This window comes from Citrobacter sp. Cpo089 (assembly GCF_030332695.1).
Lineage (GTDB): Bacteria > Pseudomonadota > Gammaproteobacteria > Enterobacterales > Enterobacteriaceae > Citrobacter > Citrobacter portucalensis.
In genome coordinates, this window is sequence record NZ_JAOWHJ010000021.1 from 115,963 (window position 1) to 139,035 (window position 23,073).

Here is a 23,073-nt window from a genome sequence, read left to right on the forward strand (position 1 = left end):
GCCCCTTAGTGAGCGGATTCCGCGTGGCTCATGTCCATGCCTTCCATTCCTTCGTGTGCGCTGTGCTCACCTTCGGGTTGGGACATGTCCATGCTCTTACCGTGAGCCATAAATTTGTTAATAACGTCTTTAAACAAATCCGGTTTCACGTTGGAGAAGTATTCCACCTGGTTGTATTCGCTTGGCGCAGCCACTTTCTCGAACGCTGCCATGTCGCTCATGGTGTTCGTGGACTGTTTAGCTTTAGCAACCCATTGGTCGAATTCGGCGCGGTCCTTTGTTGCGATAGCCTTGAACTTCATACCGGAGAAGCCTGGTCCGCTATAACTTGCGGAGATACCATCATAAGTACCGACTTCGTTGGCGATCAGATGCAGTCGAGTCTGCATACCGGCCATGGCATAAATCTGGCTACCCAGACGCGGGATAAAGAAGGAGTTCATCACGGAGTTGGAAGTCACTTTGAATTCAACCGGAGTATTCGCCGGGAAGGCGATTTCATTCACGGTAGCGATACCCTGTTCCGGATAGATGAAGAACCATTTCCAGTCCATGGAAACCACTTCGATGGTAATGGGCTTCTCGTCATGCGCCAGCGGTTTGCTTGGCTCAAGAGCGTGAGTGGTTTTCCAGGTCAGGACGGCAAGGAAAATGATGATTAAGATCGGCACCGTCCAGACCACAGCTTCCACTTTATTGGAGTGTGACCAGTTCGGGCTGTACTTCGCATCTTTATTGCTTGCACGATACTTCCAGGCAAAACCAACAGCCATCAAGATGGCGGGAATAACGACAATCAACATCAGGCCAAATGCCGTCAGTATCAATGACCGTTGTTCCAGTCCAATCTGTCCTTTAGGGTCAAGCAGCGCAGAATTACAGCCACTGAGTAATGCAGTGCCTGCAATTAATGACAACCATCCCAAACTTTTATTGTATTTCCTGAGTCTCATTTAACGACCTCAATTCCACGGGACCGGGTGGCGTTTAAAGTGTGAGGGCATTTTACGGGAAGGTTACATTACTGTAAACATCTCTAGATCTGTGTTACTGGGTTCTGCCGTGCATGTCACATATGTTGCAATATATGTCGCTTTGGCTTTAAGAACCTGTTGCAACATCACGTTATAACGAAAGCGGGCAGGTGGGTGGCGTACTGAGGGCAATTGGTATAACCAATACGAAAATAAAACAATTGTTTAACAATTGATTATCAATAAAGGGACAATTGAGGAACAAAAAATAAATCTTTCGTGGCTGAATCGAGTAAGGAAAATAGTATATATAAAAGGCGTCAATAATTTCCAAATTCTTTGGCGCACAAAATAACAAATATTATTTTTAGCAGTTGTTGCTTATTTCGCCGTTATAATTACGTAGGGTGATTACAACGGCGATATTAATGCGGTTTTTTTACGCCAGACGTGTTTTTCGCAGTGCCAGATAATCCAGCAATCCACCAAAAACGACCCCGCAGACTGCGACCGCCACCGAGACTTCAAGCAGTTCTGGCAGGAAGGAGAAGTTGGTGTAATCCAGCGCGTTCATGGTTAACAGCAGCAGCCAAACCAGCAGCAGGCAGCAGCCCGCAACCAGCGTCATTAATGCCAGACTGTACGCCCCACGAAATTCCGTGCGTGGAATAAAGCTTTCATTTTGCCAGCTATGTTCCAGAGTCTGGCGGCATACCAGCAGCAGTATCAGACCAGGAATCGCGGCAAACACCGAGAACAGATAAAACGTCGGCCAGCCGTGTGCTTCGACAAACCAACCCGCTACCGGGCCAACGTAAACGCGGCCAACGGCAGAAAGCGCGGAGAGGAGGGCGAACTGGGTCGCTGAGAAGGACTTATTGCACAGCGTCATTAATAAGGCGACAAATGCTGCCGTGCCCATTCCACCGCACAGGTTTTCAAAGAAGACGGCGGCCGCCATGCTAAACATGTGTTTGTCCGTGATGGACAGTAGCCAGTAGCCCGCATTCGACGCCCCTTGCAGGATGCCGAAAATAAGCAATGCGCGGAACAGCGAAAGGCGCTGCATCAGGATCCCGCCGTACAGCGCGCCAACAATGGTGGCCAGTAGCCCCAGTGTTTTATTCACCACGCCAACTTCACCGGCATCAAACCCAACGCCGCGGATTAACAAGGTGGTGGTCAGGCTCATGGCAAAGGCATCCCCGAGCTTATACAGCACAATAAGCAGTAAGATCAGCCAGGCGTTGTTACGACTAAAGAAGTCGCGCAGCGGAGCCGCAACCGCCTGTTCCAGCGTTTTAGGCACCGGAATGGTGTCAGTCGGTTCGGGTGCTAACAGGGTGGCGATGATACAAGGAATCAACAGCGCAGCCATCAGCCAGTACATCCCTTGCCAGCCCAGCCAGCGATCGGCCATCCACAGGGCCAGTCCGCCTGAAACCAGCATCCCTAATCGATAGCCCAGCACGCTGATCGCCGCGCCGGTGCCGCGGTCTTCTGCGGGCAATACGTCGGTTTTCCAGGCATCAAAGACGATATCCTGCGATGCCGAGCAAAAAGCGATCACTACTGCGAGTGCGGCCATCCAGCGTAACTGTGTGCCAGGCTCCAGAAAGCCCATCGCGGCGATAGAAATTAACAACAGCACCTGGGTCGCCAGCAGCCAGCCGCGACGTCGACCTAAAAACGGTGGCGTGTAACGGTCCATCAACGGGGACCAGAGAAACTTAAATACGTAGGCCTGACCGACCAGGGAAAAGAAACCGATGGTTTTAAGATCGATATTCTCGACCGTCATCCATGCCTGAAGCGTACCGGAGGTGAGTGCGAGCGGTAAACCGGAGGCGAACCCCAGAATGAGCAGGATAGCTGAGCGTGGCTGCTGAAAAATACGTAAGTAATGACTGGACATGGGCTTCTATAGGCCCGACGAACGCCGGGCCATATGGGCAGAAATTAACGAGCGTTCTGCTTGATGAAATCGTGAACGCTGGTGTCCTGAGACATATCAGCGATGGTATCGGTCAGTACGCTGTTAACGGCATTAGCGATATTTTTGTTAGAGGCCTGCAGAGCACCTTCAACAGAATAGCTTGCACGGTAGTTTTTGGTCATCTTGTTGCCGTTGGCGGCGGTCGCGATGATGGCGATGTCTGCTTTGGTAGCGATGTTATAGCGCACGCTACCCTGAGACACGTCAGCATACAGCTGGTTAACAATGATTTGCAGGTTGACTGCACCGTTTGGTCCAATCATATAACCACGTGCGGTCATCTGTTTTTCCAGCACTTCTTGCAGCAGGAAACGCAGATCGCGGGATGCGGTCAGGGTAACCAGTTGGTTGTCACGGGTGACTTTTGCCAGCGCTTGATCCTGGCGCTGGTCGGCACCATTGATGCTAACGGTCACACCCATCAGGCTCGGGTCCTGCTGCGGCAGGGTAATTTTCGGGGAGACTTCAATAGTGGTCGGCGGCGTTGCGCATCCAGCTAACATAAACAGTGCGACAAACGGGACGAGGATTTTTTTAAACATGCCAGGGCTCTCAGCGAATCTAAATTGTATGGTTAGAGAAAATTCCCGCCATCATAACATCGCCAACGATGAGGGGAAGTGGGTAACGCATGTAAATTCATTGTGTTGTCCGTTTTATGACTTTGTAGAGACTATAAACGGACTTTTTGCAATAAATTGGAGTGAGGAATCAGTGAACTTCATCCGTTTGAATGAGAAAATCAGACAAGCGCTAATTTTTTGTTGCTAAGGTGTAATGAAAACGGTAAAAGCGGCTAGTATTTAAAGGGATGGGTGACATCTCAGCGTTGTCGGAGGAAAAATTTCATGATGATTCGTGAGCAAATAGAAGAAAAATTAAGGGCAGCGTTCGAACCCGTGTTCCTCGAAGTTGTGGATGAAAGCTATCGTCACAATGTCCCGGCTGGTTCTGAAAGCCACTTTAAGGTTGTACTGGTTAGCGATCGCTTTACAGGTGAACGTTTTCTTAATCGTCATCGGATGATTTACAGCACATTAACGGCGGAACTTTCCACAACCGTTCATGCGCTTGCCCTGCATACCTACACTATTAAGGAGTGGGAAGCGTTGCAGGATACGATTTTTGCATCGCCTCCGTGTCGTGGTGCGGGAAGCATCGCGTAAAAACGGATTTGCAACAACCGACGCTTTTCCAGTATGTTGCTACAGATTATGTGAAAACGGCCTGCGGGCCGTTTTGTTTTGTCTGAATTCTGGGGCAGTCGTACAGTATTCAGACAAAAATTAGCCGGGAATTGTGAAAAAAGCCGCAGCAACGCGCGATAACCGTTCTCGACTCATAAAAGTGATGCCGCTATAATGCGCGTCTTATTTTTCGGAATGTCTTCGGGATGATTCTGACGACAGGGAATGTGATTGCTTATGAGAACATCCCAGTTCCGCGAAGCCAACAACCTGTGCTTGCGGAGAAGAGTTGACCGAGCACTGTGATTTTTTGAGGTAACAAGATGCAAGTTTCAGTTGAAACCACTCAAGGCCTTGGCCGCCGTGTAACGATTACTATCGCTGCTGACAGCATCGAGACCGCTGTGAAAAGCGAGCTGGTCAACGTAGCGAAGAAAGTGCGTATTGACGGTTTCCGCAAAGGAAAAGTACCGATGAATGTTGTTGCTCAGCGTTATGGCGCGTCTGTTCGCCAGGACGTTCTGGGTGACCTGATGAGCCGCAACTTCGTTGACGCGATCATCAAAGAAAAAATCAATCCGGCTGGCGCACCGAACTACGTTCCGGGCGAATACAAACTGGGTGAAGATTTTACTTACGCGGTAGAGTTCGAAGTTTACCCGGAAGTTGAGCTGACTGGCCTGGAAGCAATCGAAGTTGAAAAACCGGTTGTTGAAGTTACCGACGCTGACGTTGACGTAATGCTGGACACCCTGCGCAAGCAGCAGGCTACCTGGAAAGACAAAGACGGCGCTGCTGATGCAGAAGACCGTGTAACCATCGACTTCACCGGTTCTGTAGACGGCGAAGAGTTCGAAGGCGGCAAAGCGTCTGACTTCGTACTGGCGATGGGCCAGGGTCGTATGATCCCGGGCTTTGAAGAAGGCGTTAAAGGCCACAAAGCTGGCGAAGAGTTCACTATCGACGTGACCTTCCCGGAAGAGTACCACGCTGAAAACCTGAAAGGTAAAGCTGCGAAGTTCGTTATCAACCTGAAGAAAGTTGAAGAACGCGAACTGCCGGAACTGACTGAAGAATTCATCAAACGTTTCGGCGTTGAAGATGGTTCCGTAGCAGGTCTGCGCGCTGAAGTCCGTAAAAACATGGAACGCGAGCTGAAAGGCGCTGTGCGTAACCGCGTTAAGTCTCAGGCGATCGAAGGTCTGGTAAAAGCTAACGACATCGACGTTCCGGCTGCACTGATCGACAGCGAAATCGACGTTCTGCGTCGTCAGGCTGCACAGCGTTTCGGTGGCAACGAGAAACAAGCTCTGGAACTGCCGCGTGAACTGTTCGAAGAACAGGCTAAGCGTCGCGTAGTTGTTGGTCTGCTGCTGGGCGAAGTGATTCGTACCAACGAACTGAAAGCTGACGAAGATCGCGTTAAAGGCCTGATCGAAGAGATGGCTTCTGCTTACGAAGATCCGAAAGAAGTTGTTGAGTTCTACAGCAAAAACAAAGAGCTGATGGACAACATGCGTAACGTCGCTCTGGAAGAGCAGGCTGTTGAAGCCGTTCTGGCGAAAGCGAAAGTGACTGAAAAAGCCACTTCCTTCAACGAACTGATGAACCAGCAGGCGTAATTCGTCGCTTTTTTAGCTCGAATTTCGTACGCAAGCCCGTCACCTTTTGGTGGCGGGTTTTTTTTTGTCACGCATTTTGCATGGGAAGAGTGCGAAAACAGCGTTTCAGTGTTAGCGTTACAACAAAAGATTGTTATGCTTGAATTATGGCGATGTCGTACCCATTACTGAGGGACTAGCTGATAATCCGTCCATAAGGTTACAATCAGCACAGCAGGTTTTTTCAAATTTTATCCAGGAGACGGAAATGTCATACAGCGGCGAACGAGATAACTTTGCACCCCATATGGCGCTGGTGCCGATGGTCATTGAACAGACCTCACGTGGTGAGCGCTCTTTTGATATCTATTCTCGTCTACTTAAGGAACGCGTCATTTTTCTGACCGGCCAGGTCGAAGACCATATGGCTAACCTGATCGTGGCGCAGATGCTGTTCCTGGAAGCAGAAAACCCAGAAAAAGATATCTACCTGTACATCAACTCCCCTGGTGGAGTGATCACTGCCGGGATGTCTATCTATGACACCATGCAGTTTATTAAGCCGGACGTCAGCACCATTTGTATGGGCCAGGCGGCCTCAATGGGTGCGTTCCTGCTGACCGCCGGGGCGAAAGGCAAACGTTTTTGCCTGCCTAACTCTCGCGTCATGATCCACCAGCCTCTGGGCGGTTACCAGGGCCAGGCAACGGATATTGAAATTCATGCCCGTGAAATCCTGAAGGTAAAAGGGCGCATGAACGAACTTATGGCGCATCATACGGGTCAATCTCTTGAGCAGATTGAACGTGATACCGAGCGCGATCGCTTCCTCTCCGCTTCTGAAGCGGTAGAGTACGGTCTGGTCGACTCGATTTTGACCCATCGTAATTAATGCCCAGTGCGCAGGTGTGCCGCTATAATTACCTGGAGCGGCACAACGCTGACTAGCGTCTTGCGCCTGAGAATGGCATTTGCGTCGTCGTGTGCGGCACAAAGAACAAAGAAGAGGTTTTGACCCATGACAGATAAACGCAAAGATGGCTCGGGCAAATTGTTGTACTGCTCTTTTTGCGGCAAAAGCCAGCATGAAGTGCGTAAGCTGATTGCCGGTCCATCCGTGTATATCTGCGACGAATGTGTTGATTTATGTAACGACATCATTCGCGAAGAGATTAAGGAAGTAGCACCGCACCGTGAACGCAGTGCGCTGCCGACGCCACATGAAATTCGCAACCACCTGGACGATTACGTTATCGGTCAGGAGCAGGCGAAGAAAGTGCTGGCGGTCGCGGTATACAACCATTACAAACGTCTGCGCAACGGCGACACCAGCAATGGCGTCGAGTTGGGCAAAAGTAACATCCTGCTGATTGGCCCGACGGGTTCCGGTAAAACGCTGCTGGCTGAAACGCTGGCGCGCCTGCTGGACGTTCCGTTCACCATGGCTGATGCCACCACGCTGACCGAAGCCGGTTATGTGGGTGAAGATGTTGAAAATATTATTCAGAAGCTGTTGCAGAAGTGCGATTACGACGTGCAGAAAGCACAGCGTGGGATCGTCTATATCGATGAGATCGACAAGATTTCACGTAAGTCTGATAACCCATCTATTACCCGTGACGTTTCCGGCGAAGGCGTACAGCAGGCGCTGTTGAAACTGATCGAAGGGACGGTTGCTGCCGTTCCGCCGCAGGGTGGTCGTAAACATCCTCAGCAGGAATTCCTGCAGGTTGATACCTCCAAGATCCTGTTTATCTGTGGCGGTGCCTTTGCCGGTCTGGATAAAGTGATTGCTAACCGTGTTGAAACCGGCTCCGGCATTGGTTTTGGCGCAACGGTAAAAGCACAGTCTGATAAAGCCAGCGAAGGTGAACTGCTGTCGCAGGTTGAACCGGAAGATCTGATCAAGTTTGGTCTGATCCCTGAGTTCATCGGTCGTCTGCCGGTTGTGGCAACGCTGAGCGAGCTGAGCGAAGAAGCGTTGATCCAGATCCTCAAAGAGCCGAAAAACGCCCTGACCAAGCAGTACCAGGCGCTGTTCAATCTTGAAGGTGTCGATCTGGAATTCCGTGAGGAAGCGCTGGATGCGATCGCTAAGAAAGCGATGGCGCGTAAAACCGGTGCTCGTGGTCTGCGTTCTATCGTCGAAGCCGCGCTGCTCGACACCATGTACGATCTGCCTTCTATGGAAGACGTCGAAAAAGTGGTGATCGATGAGTCGGTGATTGGCGGTCAGAGCAAGCCATTGCTGATTTACGGTAAGCCGGAAGCGCAGCAGGCATCTGGCGAATAATTCATCAATTCATACAGACATTTAATTAAAAAGGGGGGATTTTATCTCCCCTTTTATTTTTCCGTAAACATGGCGTTGAATGTGTGGGAAACATCCCCATATACTGACATACATGTTAAAGGTGGTGTGAAGCACAGTCGTACCACCTGATTACCTGGCGGAAACTAAACTAAGAGAGAGCTCTATGAATCCTGAGCGTTCTGAACGCATTGAAATCCCCGTATTGCCGTTGCGCGATGTGGTGGTTTATCCGCACATGGTCATACCCTTATTTGTAGGGCGGGAAAAATCTATCCGTTGTCTGGAAGCGGCTATGGACCATGATAAAAAAATCATGCTGGTCGCACAGAAAGAAGCGTCAACGGATGAGCCGGGTGTAAACGATCTTTTCACCGTCGGGACCGTGGCCTCTATTTTGCAGATGCTGAAACTGCCTGACGGCACCGTAAAAGTGCTGGTCGAGGGGTTACAGCGTGCGCGTATTTCTGCGCTGTCTGACAACGGCGAGCATTTCTCTGCGAAAGCAGAGTACCTTGACTCGCCTGCTATTGATGAGCGCGAACAGGAAGTGCTGGTGCGTACCGCTATTAGCCAGTTCGAAGGCTATATCAAGCTGAACAAGAAAATTCCACCAGAAGTGCTGACGTCGCTGAACAGCATTGACGATCCTGCACGTCTGGCGGATACCATCGCTGCACACATGCCGCTGAAGCTGGCTGACAAGCAGTCCGTGCTGGAGATGTCCGACGTTAACGAACGTCTGGAATATCTGATGGCGATGATGGAGTCTGAAATCGATCTGCTGCAGGTTGAGAAACGCATTCGCAACCGCGTGAAAAAGCAGATGGAAAAATCTCAGCGCGAGTACTATCTGAACGAGCAGATGAAAGCTATTCAGAAAGAACTCGGTGAGATGGACGATGCACCGGACGAAAACGAAGCGTTGAAGCGTAAAATCGACGCGGCGAAAATGCCGAAAGAGGCAAAAGAGAAAGCGGAAGCAGAACTGCAGAAGCTGAAAATGATGTCTCCTATGTCGGCGGAAGCGACCGTGGTGCGTGGCTACATCGACTGGATGGTACAGGTGCCGTGGAATGCGCGTAGCAAGGTCAAAAAAGACCTACGTCAGGCGCAGGAAATCCTCGATACCGACCATTATGGTCTGGAGCGCGTCAAAGACCGTATTCTTGAGTATCTCGCGGTTCAAAGCCGTGTAAATAAAATCAAGGGGCCGATCCTGTGTCTGGTTGGACCGCCGGGGGTAGGTAAAACCTCTCTGGGGCAGTCCATCGCTAAGGCAACTGGGCGTAAATACATCCGTATGGCGCTGGGCGGCGTGCGTGATGAAGCCGAAATTCGCGGTCACCGCCGGACCTATATCGGTTCTATGCCGGGTAAACTGATCCAGAAAATGGCCAAAGTGGGCGTTAAAAACCCGCTGTTCCTGCTTGATGAGATCGACAAAATGTCTTCCGACATGCGTGGCGATCCGGCTTCCGCACTGCTCGAAGTGCTGGATCCAGAGCAGAACGTGGCGTTCAGCGATCACTACCTGGAAGTGGACTACGATCTCAGCGATGTGATGTTTGTTGCGACCTCTAACTCCATGAATATTCCGGCACCGTTGCTGGATCGTATGGAAGTGATCCGTCTGTCCGGTTATACCGAAGACGAAAAGCTGAACATTGCCAAACGTCACCTGTTGCCGAAACAGATTGAGCGTAATGCGCTGAAAAAAGGTGAGCTGACGGTCGACGATAGCGCCATTGTGGGCATTATTCGTTACTACACTCGTGAAGCAGGCGTGCGTAGTCTGGAACGTGAAATCTCTAAACTGTGCCGTAAAGCGGTGAAACAGCTGCTGCTGGATAAATCGCTGAAACATATTGAGATCAATGGCGACAACCTGCACGACTATCTGGGTGTACAGCGCTTTGACTATGGCCGCGCGGACAACGAAAACCGCGTTGGTCAGGTGACGGGTCTGGCGTGGACGGAAGTTGGCGGCGATCTGCTGACTATCGAAACCGCCTGCGTACCGGGTAAAGGTAAGTTGACCTACACCGGTTCTCTGGGTGAAGTCATGCAGGAGTCGATTCAGGCTGCGCTGACTGTGGTGCGCGCGCGTGCGGAAAAACTGGGTATTAACCCGGACTTTTACGAAAAACGCGACATCCACGTTCACGTACCTGAAGGGGCGACGCCGAAAGACGGTCCAAGTGCGGGTATTGCTATGTGTACTGCGCTGGTGTCTTGTCTTACCGGTAACCCAGTTCGCGCCGACGTAGCGATGACGGGTGAGATCACCCTGCGTGGTCAGGTTCTGCCTATCGGTGGTTTGAAAGAAAAACTGCTGGCGGCACACCGTGGCGGCATTAAGACGGTCTTAATTCCCGATGAGAACAAACGTGACCTGGAAGAGATTCCGGACAACGTAATTGCCGATCTTAATATTCACCCGGTGAAACGTATTGAGGAAGTTCTGACTCTTGCGTTGCAAAATGAACCCTCTGGAATGCAGGTTGTGACGGCAAAATAGTGACCTCGCGCAAAGAGCATTAATAAAAACAGGGCTGGCAGGCCATTTCGGGCTTGCCAGCCTTTTTTTGTATAGCTAATTTAGATAACGGATTAGGCTTGCCATCATTAACGGGTGTTGTAAGGGCATGGCAGGCCTGATATAACTGCTGCGCGGTCGCACTTTGAAGGATTCAGGTGCGATATAAATTATAAAGAGGAAGAGAAGAGTGAATAAATCTCAACTGATCGACAAAATTGCTGCAGGGGCTGATATCTCTAAAGCTGCGGCTGGACGTGCGTTAGATGCAATTATTGCTTCTGTTACCGAATCTCTGAAAGAAGGTGATGACGTAGCGCTGGTAGGTTTTGGTACTTTTGCCGTTAAAGAGCGTGCTGCCCGTACTGGTCGCAACCCGCAAACAGGTAAAGAGATCACCATCGCCGCGGCTAAAGTACCGGGCTTCCGTGCAGGTAAAGCACTGAAAGACGCGGTAAATTAAGTGATTTCCCCTTTGGGGATGTGACGAAGTACAAGGGCGCATCGACTGATGTGCCTTTTTTATTTGTAATTCCGGTACTTTCTACGCGTTGTGGGCTGACAATTGCCCCTGTTTCTTGTCACAATAGACCTTTGTGCGCAGCGTTCAGGAAACGCTATGCTGCGTGAAGCATATATACTCAAAATCCTTGTTGCCGTTGTTGTCATCAACGCGGGGGCAGCAGAGAGGATAACGCGTATAGTCATCTACAGCGGAGTGTGGTTACACCATGATGGACAGCTTACGCACGGCTGCTAACAGTCTCGTGCTCAAGATTATTTTCGGTATCATTATCGTGTCGTTCATTTTGACCGGCGTGAGTGGTTACCTGATTGGCGGGGGCAATAACTTCGCCGCCAAAGTGAATGGCCAGGAGATCAGCCGCGGGCAGTTCGAGAATGCGTTCAACAGCGAACGTAACCGCATGCAGCAACAGCTGGGCGATCAATACTCCGAGCTGGCCGCGAACGAAGGTTATATGAAAACGCTGCGTCAGCAGGTGCTGAATCGTCTTGTTGACGAAGCGCTGCTGGATCAGTATTCCCGCGAGCTTAAGCTCAACATCAGCGACGATCAGGTTAAACAGGCCATTTTCGCCACGCCTGCGTTCCAGGTGGACGGCAAGTTTGATAACAACCGCTACAACGCGATTGTCAATCAAATGGGAATGACTGCAGACCAGTACGCACAGGCATTACGTAATCAGCTCACGACACAGCAGCTGATTAACGGTGTTGCCGGTACGGACTTCATGCTGAAAGGCGAAACGGATGAACTGGCGGCGCTGGTCGCACAGCAGCGTATCGTGCGCGAGGCGACGATTGACGTTAACGCACTGGCCGCGAAGCAGTCTGTTACCGAGCAGGAAGTTGCCAGCTACTACGAGCAGAATAAAAACAACTTTATGACGCCGGAACAGTTCCGCGTGAGCTACATCAAGCTGGACGCTGCTGCTATGCAGGAGACGGCCAGCGATGCTGATATTCAGTCTTACTATGACCAGCATCAGGATCAGTTCACTCAGCCGCAGCGTAACCGCTACAGCATCATTCAGACCAAAACGGAAGATGAAGCCAAAGCGGTACTGGATGAGCTGAACAAAGGCGGTGACTTCGCTGCGCTGGCGAAAGAAAAATCTGCCGATATCATCTCTGCTCGTAAAGGCGGTGATATGGGATGGCTGGAAGATTCCACTACCCCGGATGAGCTGAAAAATGCTGGTCTGAAAGAAAAAGGCCAACTGTCTGGCGTAATTAAGTCTTCCGTTGGTTTCCTCGTTGCGCGTCTTGACGACGTACAGCCTGCGCAAGTTAAACCGCTGAGCGAAGCCCGTGACGAGATTGCGGCAAAAGTGAAGCAGGAAAAAGCGCTGGATGCCTACTATGCGCTGCAGCAGAAAGTCAGCGACGCGGCCAGCAACGATAACGAATCTCTGGCGGGTGCAGAGCAGGCTGCGGGTATGAAAGCGGTTGAAACGGGCTGGTTTAGCCGTGACAGCCTGCCGGAAGAACTGAATTTCAAACCAGTCGCTGACATCATTTTCAATGGTGGTCTGGTTGGTGAGAACGGTACGCCTGGCAGTAACTCCGATATCATCACCGTGGACGGCGATCGTGCGTTCGTGTTGCGTATTGCAGAGCACAAAGCCGAAGCCGTGAAGCCACTGGCTGAAGTGAAAGAGCAGGTAACTGCGCTCGTTAAGCACAATAAAGCAGAGCAGCAGGCGAAGCTTGATGCCGATAAACTGCTGGCGGATCTGAAAGCCGGTAAAGGCGATGAAGCGATGAAAGCGGCGGGTCTGAGCTTTGGTGAGGCGAAAACGCTGAGCCGTACGGGTCAGGATCCGCTGAGCCAGGCTGCCTTTGGTCTGAGCCTGCCGGCGAAAGACAAACCGAGCTACGGCGTCGCGAACGACATGCAGGGTAACGTTGTTCTGTTGGCGTTGGACGAGGTGAAAGCTGGTTCTATGCCTGAAGCGCAGAAGAAAGCGATGGTTCAGGGGATCACTCAGAACAACGCGCAGATTGTCTTCGAAGCGCTGATGAGCAACCTGCGTAAAGCCGCAAAAATTAAAATCGGTGATGCGCTGGAACAGCAGCAATAACCGAGGCAGTTCGCAAAAAATTGCAAAAAGTTGTATCTACCAAAGGCCGCTTTCGCGGCCTTTTCCATTTCTGATATTTGCCGTTTGTCTGCCGTTCTGCACCTCGCTATCGTGATTCCACTGTTAACAAACAAGGAGAAAACAGTATGAAACATGGAATCAAAGCTCTGCTTATCACTCTTTCATTGACCTGCGCTGGTATGGCCCAAACCGCATTGGCGGCTGAGCCTGTCGCCAAAAGCCAGGCGACTCAAACCAAAGCGGAAAACCCAGGGGCGGCACAAAGCAAAGCCACACTGCCCGCTAAAGCAAGCGACGATGAGGGCACCAGGGTAAGCATCAACAGCGCTTCTGCGGAGGATTTAGCGCGAGTTATGAATGGCGTGGGTCTAAAGAAAGCGCAGGCGATTGTGAGCTATCGTGAGGAGTACGGGCCGTTTAAAACGGTGGATGATTTAAAACAGGTGCCGGGCATGGGCAGTTCACTGGTTGAGCGTAACTTGGCAGTTTTAACACTTTAATAACTTGCAGAGCGCTGAAAGTTTGCCAGACTGTAGAGGTCATACCAGTTATGACCTCTTTACTCAAAAGTCTGTTCATATAAAAACAACGTAAGGCTCCTGCGCTATGCAAACACAAATCAAAGTCCGTGGTTTTCATCTTGATGTCTATCAGCACGTTAACAATGCCCGCTATCTGGAGTTTCTGGAAGAGGCCCGCTGGGATGGTCTGGAAAACAGCGACAGCTTTCAGTGGATGACCGCACACAACATCGCTTTTGTGGTCGTGAATATTAATATCAACTACCGGCGACCTGCGGTGCTGAGCGACCTGCTGACCATCACCAGTCAGGTTCAACAGTTAAATGGCAAAAGTGGCGTGTTAAACCAGACCATTACCCTGGAGCCGGAAGGGCAGGTGGTGGCAGACGCGCTGATTACGTTCGTCTGTATTGATTTGAAAACGCAAAAAGCGTTGCCGCTGGAAGGGGAGTTGCGCGAAAAACTGGAGCAGATGGTGCAGTAGTGGCTACGACTGCCGGAAGGTGACGCTTAAGCGTCTTATCCGGCCTACATGAGTTGCTGCAACTGCCTGTAGGCCGGATAAGCAAAGCGCAATCCGGCAATACAATCACTTTAACCCGGTTTTCTGTTTCATTGCCGCCATCACTGCCGGTTTATCCGCCAGATAATGGTTCAGGCCGTTGGCACGCAGATTACACGCCGCACAGTGACCGCAACCGTCACCTTTGATTCCGTTATAGCAGGTCAGCGTTTCTTCGCGTACCAGATCCAGCTTGCCCCAATAATCGGCCAGTGCCCAGGTTTCGGCTTTATCGATCCACATCAGTGGGGTTTCAAAGCGAATATCTTTCGCCATCCCCAGGCTTACAGCATGGTTCAGGGCTTTAACGAACTCATCGCGACAGTCCGGATAGCCGGAGAAATCGGTCTCACAAACGCCGGTAATGACCGCTTCTGCCTGCACCTGGTACGCGTAAATTGCTGCCAGCGTTAAGAACAGAATATTGCGTCCTGGCACAAAGGTATTGGGAATGCCGTTCGCATCCGGTTCGTAATCGGGTACCGGAATGTTATCGCGGGTCAGGCTGCTGACAGCCAGTTCACTGAGCAATGTGACATCAAGTACTTTGTGCGCCCGCGCGCCAAGTTTTAAGGCCAGGTCACGTGCGACATCAATCTCAGCGCGATGGCGCTGACCATAATCAAAGGTCACGCAGTGCACTTCATCATACTGATGCAGCGCTTGCGCCAGACAAGTCGTGGAGTCCTGACCTCCACTGAATACAACAACGGCACGTTTCATGGCTTTTCCTGACAAAATAACGAAGCCCTTATGGTAGCGCCTGGACGTGCCGTCGACCAGCTTCTTCACGCTGAAGGAGGTGGCAGCCAGGCTTCGGTAAACTCGAACCAGCCACGAGGATTCAGGCGTACGCCGTTCACGCCCGGTGGCGCGCTGATGCGATAGTGATAATTGAACAGTGGGGTCAGAGTAGCGTCATGCATTAGCGTGGCGAAAACTTGTTGTAAAGCAGCGTGGCGATCGTCCTCATCGGCCTGGATTTGAAGGGCATCCAGGGTCGTTTGCAAATGTGTGTATGCTGGCGCATTCAATACATGTGACCAGAGCTGATCGCAGCGCAACCACTGTTCGAGAGTATATTCAGGTGCCTCACCAATCAGCCTGTCGCCCATCATCAGGTCGGCCTGGGCTAAGGGATGATCGCCATCCCAGTTTTTAGCATTATGAAAAATAAGCGTTAATTCACAGCCGAGCAGCGCCAGCGCCTGGCGAAGCTGTTCAGCCATAGCGTGAAGTTCTACCGGCAGGTGATAAGCCAGCGTCAGCTTTTCCGGTAATGCCACCTCATCGAGTTCATCCCATTGTGGGATAGTCCATCCGGGGAGCAGTGCATTGCTTGGCGTGATCAGATTTTCATCCACTTCAAGCGTTTGTAGCAGGGAAGAACGGTGGATGATATTGATCAGTCTACGGGCCTGCTGCGTATTCAGGTGCGCGCTTTTTCTGAGCGTGAGATAGCAAAAACCAAGACTGATCCCGCTGCTTACCTGGCTTAGCATAGGCAACTCTTCGGGTTTACCAATCGCAATTTGCACCGGATGGCGACAGCTGGTGCCCAGATCCTGGGAGAAGAGCTGTGGGGTTATCCAGTATTCAATGGCTTTTAGCAGCGGATGACTCAGATGGTAGTGATCATGGCTCTCGATACGCACCAGCTCAGGAGTAAACAGCGTCAACCGGAACGGGCCGGTACCCACAAACGGGTGCTCAGGATGCGCCAGGTGACTGCTGTAGCTTGCCAGACGGTGCGCCAGCCAGAAGTCGGGACGATGCAGAATAAAGGTCAGACACTGGGGATGCGTCACCTCAATGCGCTTTACGCTGATAAACAGCTTATTCAGCGCGGGGAGTTCTAACAGCTTCAGCAACTGCTGATGTAGCTGTGAGCTGCTTACCGTATCACCGTTATGCCAATGCAGGGTGGAACGAATATAGAAATCCCAGCGCAGGCCGTCAGCGGAAATATTCCAGTGGTGGGCTAAGTCTCCACAAGGACGTTGCGTAGTGCTGTCAAACCGGGTCAGGCCAGAGAAAACTTGTCCGGCGAGGTGTTGCTCCGCGCGACCAGGGAGAAAACCGGGGTGCAAGGGGTCGAGCGGGCGGTAATAGGGGATACGTAGGGTTGGCGTGTCGTTTTGCCACTGACCGCCCATAAACGGTTGTAGCAGTGTTCTTAATTCGCCCGGAGCCAACTGAGCCAGTTCCAGTACGCTAAGCTGCTCTCCCTTTTGCAGCGCCTGTTCCATCATGGTGTTGCGCAGTGAATCTGGCGTCACTAAAAACCGCAGTTGCCCGCGTTTCCCGCGCCCCGACTGGGCATGCCACTCCAGCCAGCCCGCATCCTGCGCTTGCTTTAGCAGGGTACGCACATGGCGTTCGCTACAAAAACAGCGTTCGGCCAGTTCCCCGACGGTCACCGACTGCGGTTCGCCGTTCGAGGGCAGCCACAGGCGTTGGTACTGGTTCAGGCGATTAAGCAGACGCATTGATACTTTTTCCTTCAGGATGTCCGTTAACGGTTTATGCGTAGAGAAACCCGGAACAATTCATTTTATCTATTCACTATTACTTCCGTATATCTCAGGTGATACTGGATCACAAGTTAACCGCGTCACAGTGTGGAGAAAGAAATGGCTCGTCTGGCTGCATTTGATATGGATGGCACCCTTTTGATGCCGAATCACCATTTAGGTGACGAAACGCTTTCAACGCTGTCGCGCCTGCGTGAACGCGATATTACTCTGACATTTGCTACCGGCCGACATGTGCTTGAGATGCGCCATATTTTAGGCTCGATCTCACTGGACGCCTTTTTGATCACGGGTAATGGCACGCGTATTCACTCTCTTGAGGGCGATGTGTTACACCGTCAGGATCTGGATCCGAATGTCGCGGATATTGTGTTGCATCAGAAGTGGGACACTACCGCCAGCATGCATGTCTTTAATGACAACGGTTGGTTCACCGGACAAGAGATCCCCTCGCTGCTGCAGGCGCATGTGTATAGCGGATTTCGCTACCAGATCGTCGATGTGAAACGTATTCCGGCGCATCAGGTCACGAAAGTCTGTTTCTGCGGCGATCATGACTCTTTGATCCAATTGCGAATTCAACTGAATGAAGCGCTGGGTGAACAGGCGAATCTCTGTTTTTCCGCGTTTGATTGCCTTGAGGTGCTGCCGCTGGGCTGTAATAAAGGATCGGCATTGGCGGTGTTGAGCGACCATTTAGGTTATTCAATGGCCGAGTGTATGGCGTTTGGCGATGCCATGAACGATCGCGAAATGTTAGGCAGCGTTGGGCGCGGCCTGATTATGGGTAACGCGATGCCGCAACTGATTGCTGAACTGCCTCATTTATCGGTGATTGGGCATTGCCGTAATCAGGCAGTGTCACACTTTTTGACGCATTGGCTGGACAATCCACATCTACCTTATTCCCCCGAATGAGAGATCCCTTCCAGCAAGCCAGACTTCGCGTCTGGCTTTTTTTTATCCCATTAATGGGTGTTCAGTAGTCGGGCGAGCTCCGCTTTCCACGGCGTTAAATCACCGATGTGCGCGTCGACCCACTGTGGGTTGTAGTAGGTTTCCAGATAGCGTTCGCCGCTGTCACACAACAGCGTCACCAGTGAGCCGCTTTCTCCGGCATCGCGCATACGGGCGGCAAGTTGCAGCGTTCCCCACATATTGGTACCCGTAGAGGCGCCGACTTTACGGCCCAACTGCGTTTCCAGCCAGTGTGCGGTGGCCACGCTTGCGGCATCCGGCACGCGCAGCATTTCATCGACCACGTCAGGAATGAAAGACGGTTCGACACGCGGGCGGCCAATGCCTTCAATTTTACTTCCTACCGGACTGCGTAACGTGGCATCGCGATCCTGCCAGAAGGGCAGAAAGACCGAGTTTTCCGGGTCCACTACCATCAGTTGAGTGTCGTAGCCCTGACAGCGGATATAGCGGCCAATGGTTGCTGAGGTGCCACCGGTTCCGGCGCTCATCACAATATGGCGGGGAACGGGGTTGGGCTCGCACTGCATCTGACGAAAGATGCTGTCGGCGATATTATTATTCCCGCGCCAGTCGGTGGCGCGCTCAGCGTAAGTGAACTGGTCCATGTAATGACCGTTCAGCTCACGCGCCAGTTGCTCAGAGGCCGCATAGATTTCGCAGGCGCTTTCCACGAAATGACAGCGACCGCCGTAAAATTCAATCTGTTCAACCTTACGTTTTGCCGTACAGGAAGGCATGACGGCAATAAATGGCAACCCTAACAGTCGAGCGAAATAAGCCTCAGAGACCGCCGTTGAACCGGACGATGATTCAATGATGGTGGTGCCTTCTTTGATCCAGCCATTGCACAATCCGTACAGAAACAGTGAGCGCGCCAGACGATGCTTCAGACTCCCGGTCGGATGCGTGCTCTCATCTTTTAAATAGAGCTGAATGCCCGGGAACGCCGGTAGCGACAGGCGAATGAGATGCGTATCCGCAGAACGCTGATAATCCGCGTTGATTTCATTGATGGCGTTTTTAACCCAGGAGCTATTCATCATTAATAGATATCCATTTGTCATTTTGTGCCCAGAATAGCGAAAAGCACGGAAAAAATTGTTGCCATTTAGCCTTTAAAATAGAATGTAAGGAGAAAATTCTTCTCTGTGGAGTGGATATGTTAGACAAAATTGACCGCAAGCTACTCGGCTTGCTGCAACAGGACTGCACCCTTTCTTTGCAGGCATTAGCAGATGCCGTTAATCTGACTACCACCCCCTGCTGGAAACGTCTCAAACGACTTGAGGATGACGGTATCCTGCTGGGCAGAGTCGCCCTGTTGGATCCAGAAAAACTGGGGCTGGGACTCACCGCGTTTGTGCTGATCAAAACTCAGCATCACAGCAGCGAATGGTATTGCCGCTTTGTCACTGAAGTGACCGGAATGCCCGAGGTTCTGGGGTTCTGGCGTATGGCAGGGGAGTATGACTACCTGATGCGAGTGCAGGTTGCTGATATGAAAAGCTATGATGAATTCTATAAGCGCCTGGTGAATAGCGTACCGGGCCTGTCTGACGTCACCTCCAGCTTTGCCATGGAACAGATTAAATACACAACTGCTCTACCTATTGAATAATTCTCCCGGCGCTTATTGCCGGAAATCTTGTCAGGACATAACGCGTGCGATTATTTGCTCAATTAAGCTGGTTCTTCCGCCGGGAGTGGCGTCGCTACCTCGGGGCAGTGGCCTTGCTTATCATCATCGCTATCCTTCAGCTTATTCCGCCGAAAGTGGTCGGGATCATTGTGGATGGCGTGACGACTCAACGTTTCACCACCGAGCGGCTGCTGATGTGGGTGGGGACAATTGCCCTGATTGCCGTGGTGGTTTATTTGCTGCGCTATGTCTGGCGCGTGCTGCTGTTTGGCGCATCCTACCAACTGGCGGTTGAGCTGCGGGAAGATTATTACCGTCAGTTGAGTCGCCAGCATCCAGAATTTTATCTGCGGCACCGTACGGGCGATCTGATGGCGCGGGCAACCAACGATGTCGATCGCGTCGTATTTGCCGCCGGAGAAGGGGTGCTGACGCTGGTGGATTCGCTGGTCATGGGGTGTGCGGTGCTGATCGTGATGTCAACGCAGATAAGCTGGCAACTGACGTTGATTGCGCTGCTGCCGATGCCGGTGATGGCGTTGATGATCAAACGTTACGGCGATCGACTCCATAACCGTTTTAAGCTGGCGCAGGCGGCGTTTTCCAGTCTCAACGATCGTACTCAGGAAAGCCTGACCAGTATTCGTATGATCAAGGCCTTTGGTCTGGAGGATCGACAGTCGGCATTATTTGCCGCTGATGCTGAAGATACCGGTAAGAAAAACCTGCGCGTGGCGCGCATTGACGCCCGCTTTGATCCCACGATTTATATCGCCATTGGTATGGCTAACCTGCTGGCGATTGCCGGGGGAAGCTGGATGGTGGTACACGGCTCGCTGACGCTCGGGCAGCTCACCAGCTTTATGATGTATCTCGGTCTGATGATTTGGCCGATGCTGGCGCTGGCCTGGATGTTTAACATCGTCGAACGCGGCAGCGCCGCGTATAGCCGAATTCGCGCCATGCTGGCAGAAGCGCCGGTAGTGGATGACGGTACTGAACCGGTGCCGGAAGGACGCGGCGAGCTGGCGGTGGCGATTCGCGAATTTTGTTACCCGCAAACCACCCACCCGGCGCTGGAAAATGTGAATTTCCAGCTCAAACCTGGACAGATGCTGGGCATCTGTGGTCCGACCGGCTCGGGAAAAAGTACGGTGCTGTCGCTGATCCAGCGTCATTTTGATATCACCCAGGGCGATGTGCGCTTTCATGATATCCCATTAACGCGCTTACAGCTGGATAGCTGGCGCAGCCGACTGGCGGTTGTCAGCCAGACGCCATTCCTGTTTTCCGATACCGTCGGTAATAACATCGCCTTAGGACGTCCGCAGGCCACGCAGGAAGAGATCGAGCATGTGGCGCGCCTTGCCAGCGTTCATGAGGATATTTTACGTCTTCCGCAGGGCTACGACACCGAAGTGGGCGAACGCGGGGTGATGCTGTCTGGCGGGCAAAAACAGCGTATTTCTATCGCTCGAGCGTTACTGCTGAACGCTGAAATCCTGATTCTGGATGATGCGTTGTCGGCGGTAGATGGTCGTACCGAACATCAGATCCTGCATAACCTGCGCCAGTGGGGCGAAGGCCGAACCGTAATTATTAGCGCTCACCGTTTATCGGCCCTGACGGAAGCCAGCGAGATTATCGTGATGCAGCATGGGCATATTGCCCAGCGCGGTGAGCATGATTCTTTAGTGCAGCAGCCTGGCTGGTATCGTGATATGTACCGCTATCAGCAACTGGAAGCGGCACTGTCTGATGCGCCAGAGATAAACGAGGAGGTGGCTAATGCGTAGTTTTGGGCAATTATGGCCAACTCTGAAAAGGTTACTGGCATACGGTTCACCATGGCGAAAACAGCTGGCGATTGCGGTCGTCATGTTGTGGGTGGCGGCTGCGGCGGAAGTCAGCGGCCCGCTGCTGATTAGCTATTTTATCGATAACATGGTGGCGAAGAACAATCTGCCGCTGGCGATGGTTGCCGGGCTGGTTGCCGCCTATGTCGGTCTGCAACTGCTGGCGGCAGGGCTGCATTACGCTCAGTCGTTACTGTTTAACCAGGCGGCGGTTGGCGTAGTACAACAGTTACGTACCGACGTAATGGACGCTGCGCTGCGCCAGCCGCTCAGCGCCTTTGATACTCAGCCCGTCGGGCAGCTTATCTCCCGCGTGACCAATGACACCGAAGTGATTCGTGACCTGTACGTGACGGTGGTCGCAACGGTTCTGCGCAGCGCGGCCTTAATTGGCGCCATGCTGGTCGCGATGTTCAGCCTCGAGTGGCGTATGGCGCTGGTGGCGATGGCCATTTTCCCGGCCGTGCTGGTGGTGATGGTTATTTACCAACGCTACAGCACCCCGATTGTGCGTCGGGTGCGCGCTTATCTGGCGGATATTAACGATGGCTTTAACGAAGTCATCAACGGCATGAGCGTTATCCAGCAGTTCCGCCAGCAGGCAAGGTTTGGCGAGAGAATGGGCGAGGCCAGCCGCTCGCACTATATGGCGCGCATGCAAACCCTGCGACTGGATGGTTTTTTGCTGCGTCCGCTGCTGAGCCTTTTCTCGGCGCTGATCCTCTGCGGCTTGCTGATGCTGTTCAGTTTTACCTCTGGCACCTCCATTGAGGTTGGCGTGCTGTACGCGTTCATCAGCTACCTCGGCCGTTTGAACGAACCGCTGATCGAGCTGACCACCCAGCAATCAATGCTGCAGCAGGCGGTTGTCGCTGGTGAGCGAGTGTTCGAACTGATGGACGGGCCTCGTCAGCGCTATGGTGAAGACGATCGCCCGCTCAAAAGCGGAGACATTGAGGTGGATAACGTTTCATTTGCCTATCGCGACGACAATCTGGTGCTGCAAAACATCAGTCTGTCCGTGCCTTCGCGCAGCTTTGTGGCTTTGGTCGGACACACAGGCAGCGGCAAAAGCACGCTGGCCAGCCTGCTGATGGGATATTACCCGCTGACGCAGGGGGAAATCCGCCTTGACGGACGTCCGTTGTCTTCTCTGAGCCACGGTGCGTTACGTCAGGGCATCGCGATGGTGCAGCAGGATCCGGTGGTGATGGCGGATACCTTCCTGGCAAACGTCACGCTGGGTCGCGATATCTCAGAAGAGCGGGTCTGGCAGGCGCTGGAGACTGTGCAACTGGCAGAACTGGCTCGGGGTTTGAGCGAGGAGATTCATACCCGGCTGGGCGAGCAGGGCAATAATCTCTCCGTTGGGCAGAAACAGCTGCTGGCGCTGGCGCGGGTATTGGTTGAAACGCCGCAGGTGCTGATCCTCGATGAAGCCACTGCCAGTATTGATTCCGGTACTGAGCAGGCCATTCAGCACGCGCTGGCGGCGGTCCGTGAACACACTACGCTGGTGGTGATTGCGCATCGGTTATCGACGATTGTCGATGCGGATACCATTCTGGTGTTACATCGCGGTCAGGCGGTTGAGCGTGGTACGCACCAGCAATTACTGGCGGCGCAAGGCCGTTACTGGCAGATGTATCAGCTGCAGCTGGCGGGCGAAGAGTTAGCCGCCAGCACGCAAGAGGATTCTGTTATCGCCTGACGGCGCAGTGCTTATCCGGCCACGCGGTATCGTA

The 23,073-nt window shown here is 52.3% G+C and carries 19 protein-coding genes; 13 read left to right on the forward strand and 6 right to left on the reverse strand.

The genetic code is table 11. The features are described 5' to 3' along the window. Positions 1-5: 5 nt before the first annotated feature. The 3 genes from cyoA to OGX92_RS02745 form a co-directional block, all read right to left on the reverse strand. Positions 6-953, reverse strand: coding sequence for a cytochrome o ubiquinol oxidase subunit II (gene cyoA, locus OGX92_RS02735; RefSeq protein WP_003831009.1), 948 nt, complete (start codon positions 951-953; stop codon positions 6-8). Positions 954-1,413: 460 nt separating this feature from the next. Then, on the reverse strand, positions 1,414-2,889 hold the full coding sequence (gene ampG, locus OGX92_RS02740) for a muropeptide MFS transporter AmpG (protein WP_286586217.1): 1,476 nt from the start codon (positions 2,887-2,889) through the stop codon (positions 1,414-1,416). A 44-nt stretch (positions 2,890-2,933) separates the two neighbouring features. Continuing rightward, positions 2,934-3,512, reverse strand: a complete 579-nt coding sequence (locus OGX92_RS02745; protein WP_032941838.1) for a lipoprotein — start codon at positions 3,510-3,512, stop codon at positions 2,934-2,936. A gap of 306 nt (positions 3,513-3,818) precedes the next feature. Here OGX92_RS02745 and bolA point away from each other — a divergent pair, with 306 nt between their 5' ends. The 9 genes from bolA to fadM all read left to right on the forward strand — a co-directional run bounded on the left by bolA (position 3,819) and on the right by fadM (position 14,240). After that, on the forward strand, positions 3,819-4,136 hold the full coding sequence (gene bolA, locus OGX92_RS02750) for a transcriptional regulator BolA (protein ID WP_003021619.1): 318 nt from the start codon (positions 3,819-3,821) through the stop codon (positions 4,134-4,136). Positions 4,137-4,480: 344 nt separating this feature from the next. After that, positions 4,481-5,779, forward strand: coding sequence for a trigger factor (gene tig, locus OGX92_RS02755; RefSeq protein ID WP_003021622.1), 1,299 nt, complete (start codon positions 4,481-4,483; stop codon positions 5,777-5,779). A gap of 247 nt (positions 5,780-6,026) precedes the next feature. Beyond that, positions 6,027-6,650, forward strand: a complete 624-nt coding sequence (gene clpP, locus OGX92_RS02760) for an ATP-dependent Clp endopeptidase proteolytic subunit ClpP (protein WP_003021624.1) — start codon at positions 6,027-6,029, stop codon at positions 6,648-6,650. A gap of 126 nt (positions 6,651-6,776) precedes the next feature. Next, complete coding sequence (gene clpX / locus OGX92_RS02765; RefSeq protein ID WP_003831013.1) at positions 6,777-8,051, forward strand: ATP-dependent protease ATP-binding subunit ClpX; 1,275 nt, start codon at positions 6,777-6,779, stop codon at positions 8,049-8,051. 184 nt (positions 8,052-8,235) lie between these two features. After that, positions 8,236-10,590 (forward strand): endopeptidase La, encoded by a 2,355-nt coding sequence (gene lon / locus OGX92_RS02770; RefSeq protein WP_003831014.1) that lies wholly within the window; start codon positions 8,236-8,238, stop codon positions 10,588-10,590. 190 nt (positions 10,591-10,780) lie between these two features. Continuing rightward, positions 10,781-11,071 (forward strand): nucleoid-associated protein HU-beta, encoded by a 291-nt coding sequence (gene hupB / locus OGX92_RS02775; RefSeq protein ID WP_219352570.1) that lies wholly within the window; start codon positions 10,781-10,783, stop codon positions 11,069-11,071. A gap of 268 nt (positions 11,072-11,339) precedes the next feature. Next, positions 11,340-13,214 (forward strand): peptidylprolyl isomerase, encoded by a 1,875-nt coding sequence (gene ppiD, locus OGX92_RS02780; RefSeq protein ID WP_003831016.1) that lies wholly within the window; start codon positions 11,340-11,342, stop codon positions 13,212-13,214. Positions 13,215-13,360: 146 nt separating this feature from the next. Further along, positions 13,361-13,735 carry a helix-hairpin-helix domain-containing protein gene (locus tag OGX92_RS02785; protein ID WP_003831017.1) on the forward strand — a complete coding sequence of 125 codons (375 nt, stop codon included), beginning with the start codon at positions 13,361-13,363 and terminating at the stop codon, positions 13,733-13,735. Positions 13,736-13,841: 106 nt separating this feature from the next. Then, positions 13,842-14,240: a long-chain acyl-CoA thioesterase FadM gene (fadM, locus tag OGX92_RS02790; RefSeq protein ID WP_003021636.1), complete on the forward strand. Its 399-nt coding sequence runs from the start codon at positions 13,842-13,844 to the stop codon at positions 14,238-14,240. Positions 14,241-14,345: 105 nt separating this feature from the next. On the opposite strand, the gene queC is transcribed toward fadM, so the two are convergent. Together queC and OGX92_RS02800 are read right to left on the reverse strand one after the other, a co-directional pair. Next, a complete protein-coding gene (gene queC / locus OGX92_RS02795; RefSeq protein ID WP_003021638.1) occupies positions 14,346-15,041 on the reverse strand; it encodes a 7-cyano-7-deazaguanine synthase QueC in 696 nt (231 codons plus the stop codon). Between the two features lie 65 nt (positions 15,042-15,106). Next, the gene (locus tag OGX92_RS02800; protein ID WP_257681124.1) at positions 15,107-16,807 is read right to left on the reverse strand and encodes an SgrR family transcriptional regulator; all 1,701 of its coding nucleotides are present in this window, start codon (positions 16,805-16,807) and stop codon (positions 15,107-15,109) included. A 144-nt stretch (positions 16,808-16,951) separates the two neighbouring features. On the opposite strand from OGX92_RS02800, the gene cof reads away from it, so the two are divergent. After that, positions 16,952-17,770: an HMP-PP phosphatase gene (gene cof, locus OGX92_RS02805; protein ID WP_048235970.1), complete on the forward strand. Its 819-nt coding sequence runs from the start codon at positions 16,952-16,954 to the stop codon at positions 17,768-17,770. Between the two features lie 50 nt (positions 17,771-17,820). Here the strand turns inward: cof and OGX92_RS02810 are convergent, their stop codons facing one another. Further along, on the reverse strand, positions 17,821-18,876 hold the full coding sequence (locus tag OGX92_RS02810) for a PLP-dependent cysteine synthase family protein (protein ID WP_122984023.1): 1,056 nt from the start codon (positions 18,874-18,876) through the stop codon (positions 17,821-17,823). A 116-nt stretch (positions 18,877-18,992) separates the two neighbouring features. On the opposite strand from OGX92_RS02810, the gene decR reads away from it, so the two are divergent. From decR to OGX92_RS02825, 3 genes are read left to right on the forward strand one after another with little or no spacing between them, the layout of a single operon-like run. Continuing rightward, positions 18,993-19,451, forward strand: coding sequence for a DNA-binding transcriptional regulator DecR (decR, locus tag OGX92_RS02815; RefSeq protein ID WP_003831023.1), 459 nt, complete (start codon positions 18,993-18,995; stop codon positions 19,449-19,451). Positions 19,452-19,495: 44 nt separating this feature from the next. Continuing rightward, positions 19,496-21,268 carry a SmdA family multidrug ABC transporter permease/ATP-binding protein gene (locus OGX92_RS02820; RefSeq protein WP_286586218.1) on the forward strand — a complete coding sequence of 591 codons (1,773 nt, stop codon included), beginning with the start codon at positions 19,496-19,498 and terminating at the stop codon, positions 21,266-21,268. Then, positions 21,261-23,039, forward strand: coding sequence for a SmdB family multidrug efflux ABC transporter permease/ATP-binding protein (locus OGX92_RS02825; protein WP_286586219.1), 1,779 nt, complete (start codon positions 21,261-21,263; stop codon positions 23,037-23,039). The genes OGX92_RS02820 and OGX92_RS02825 overlap by 8 nt, the downstream gene beginning before the upstream one ends. Positions 23,040-23,073: the final 34 nt, after the last annotated feature.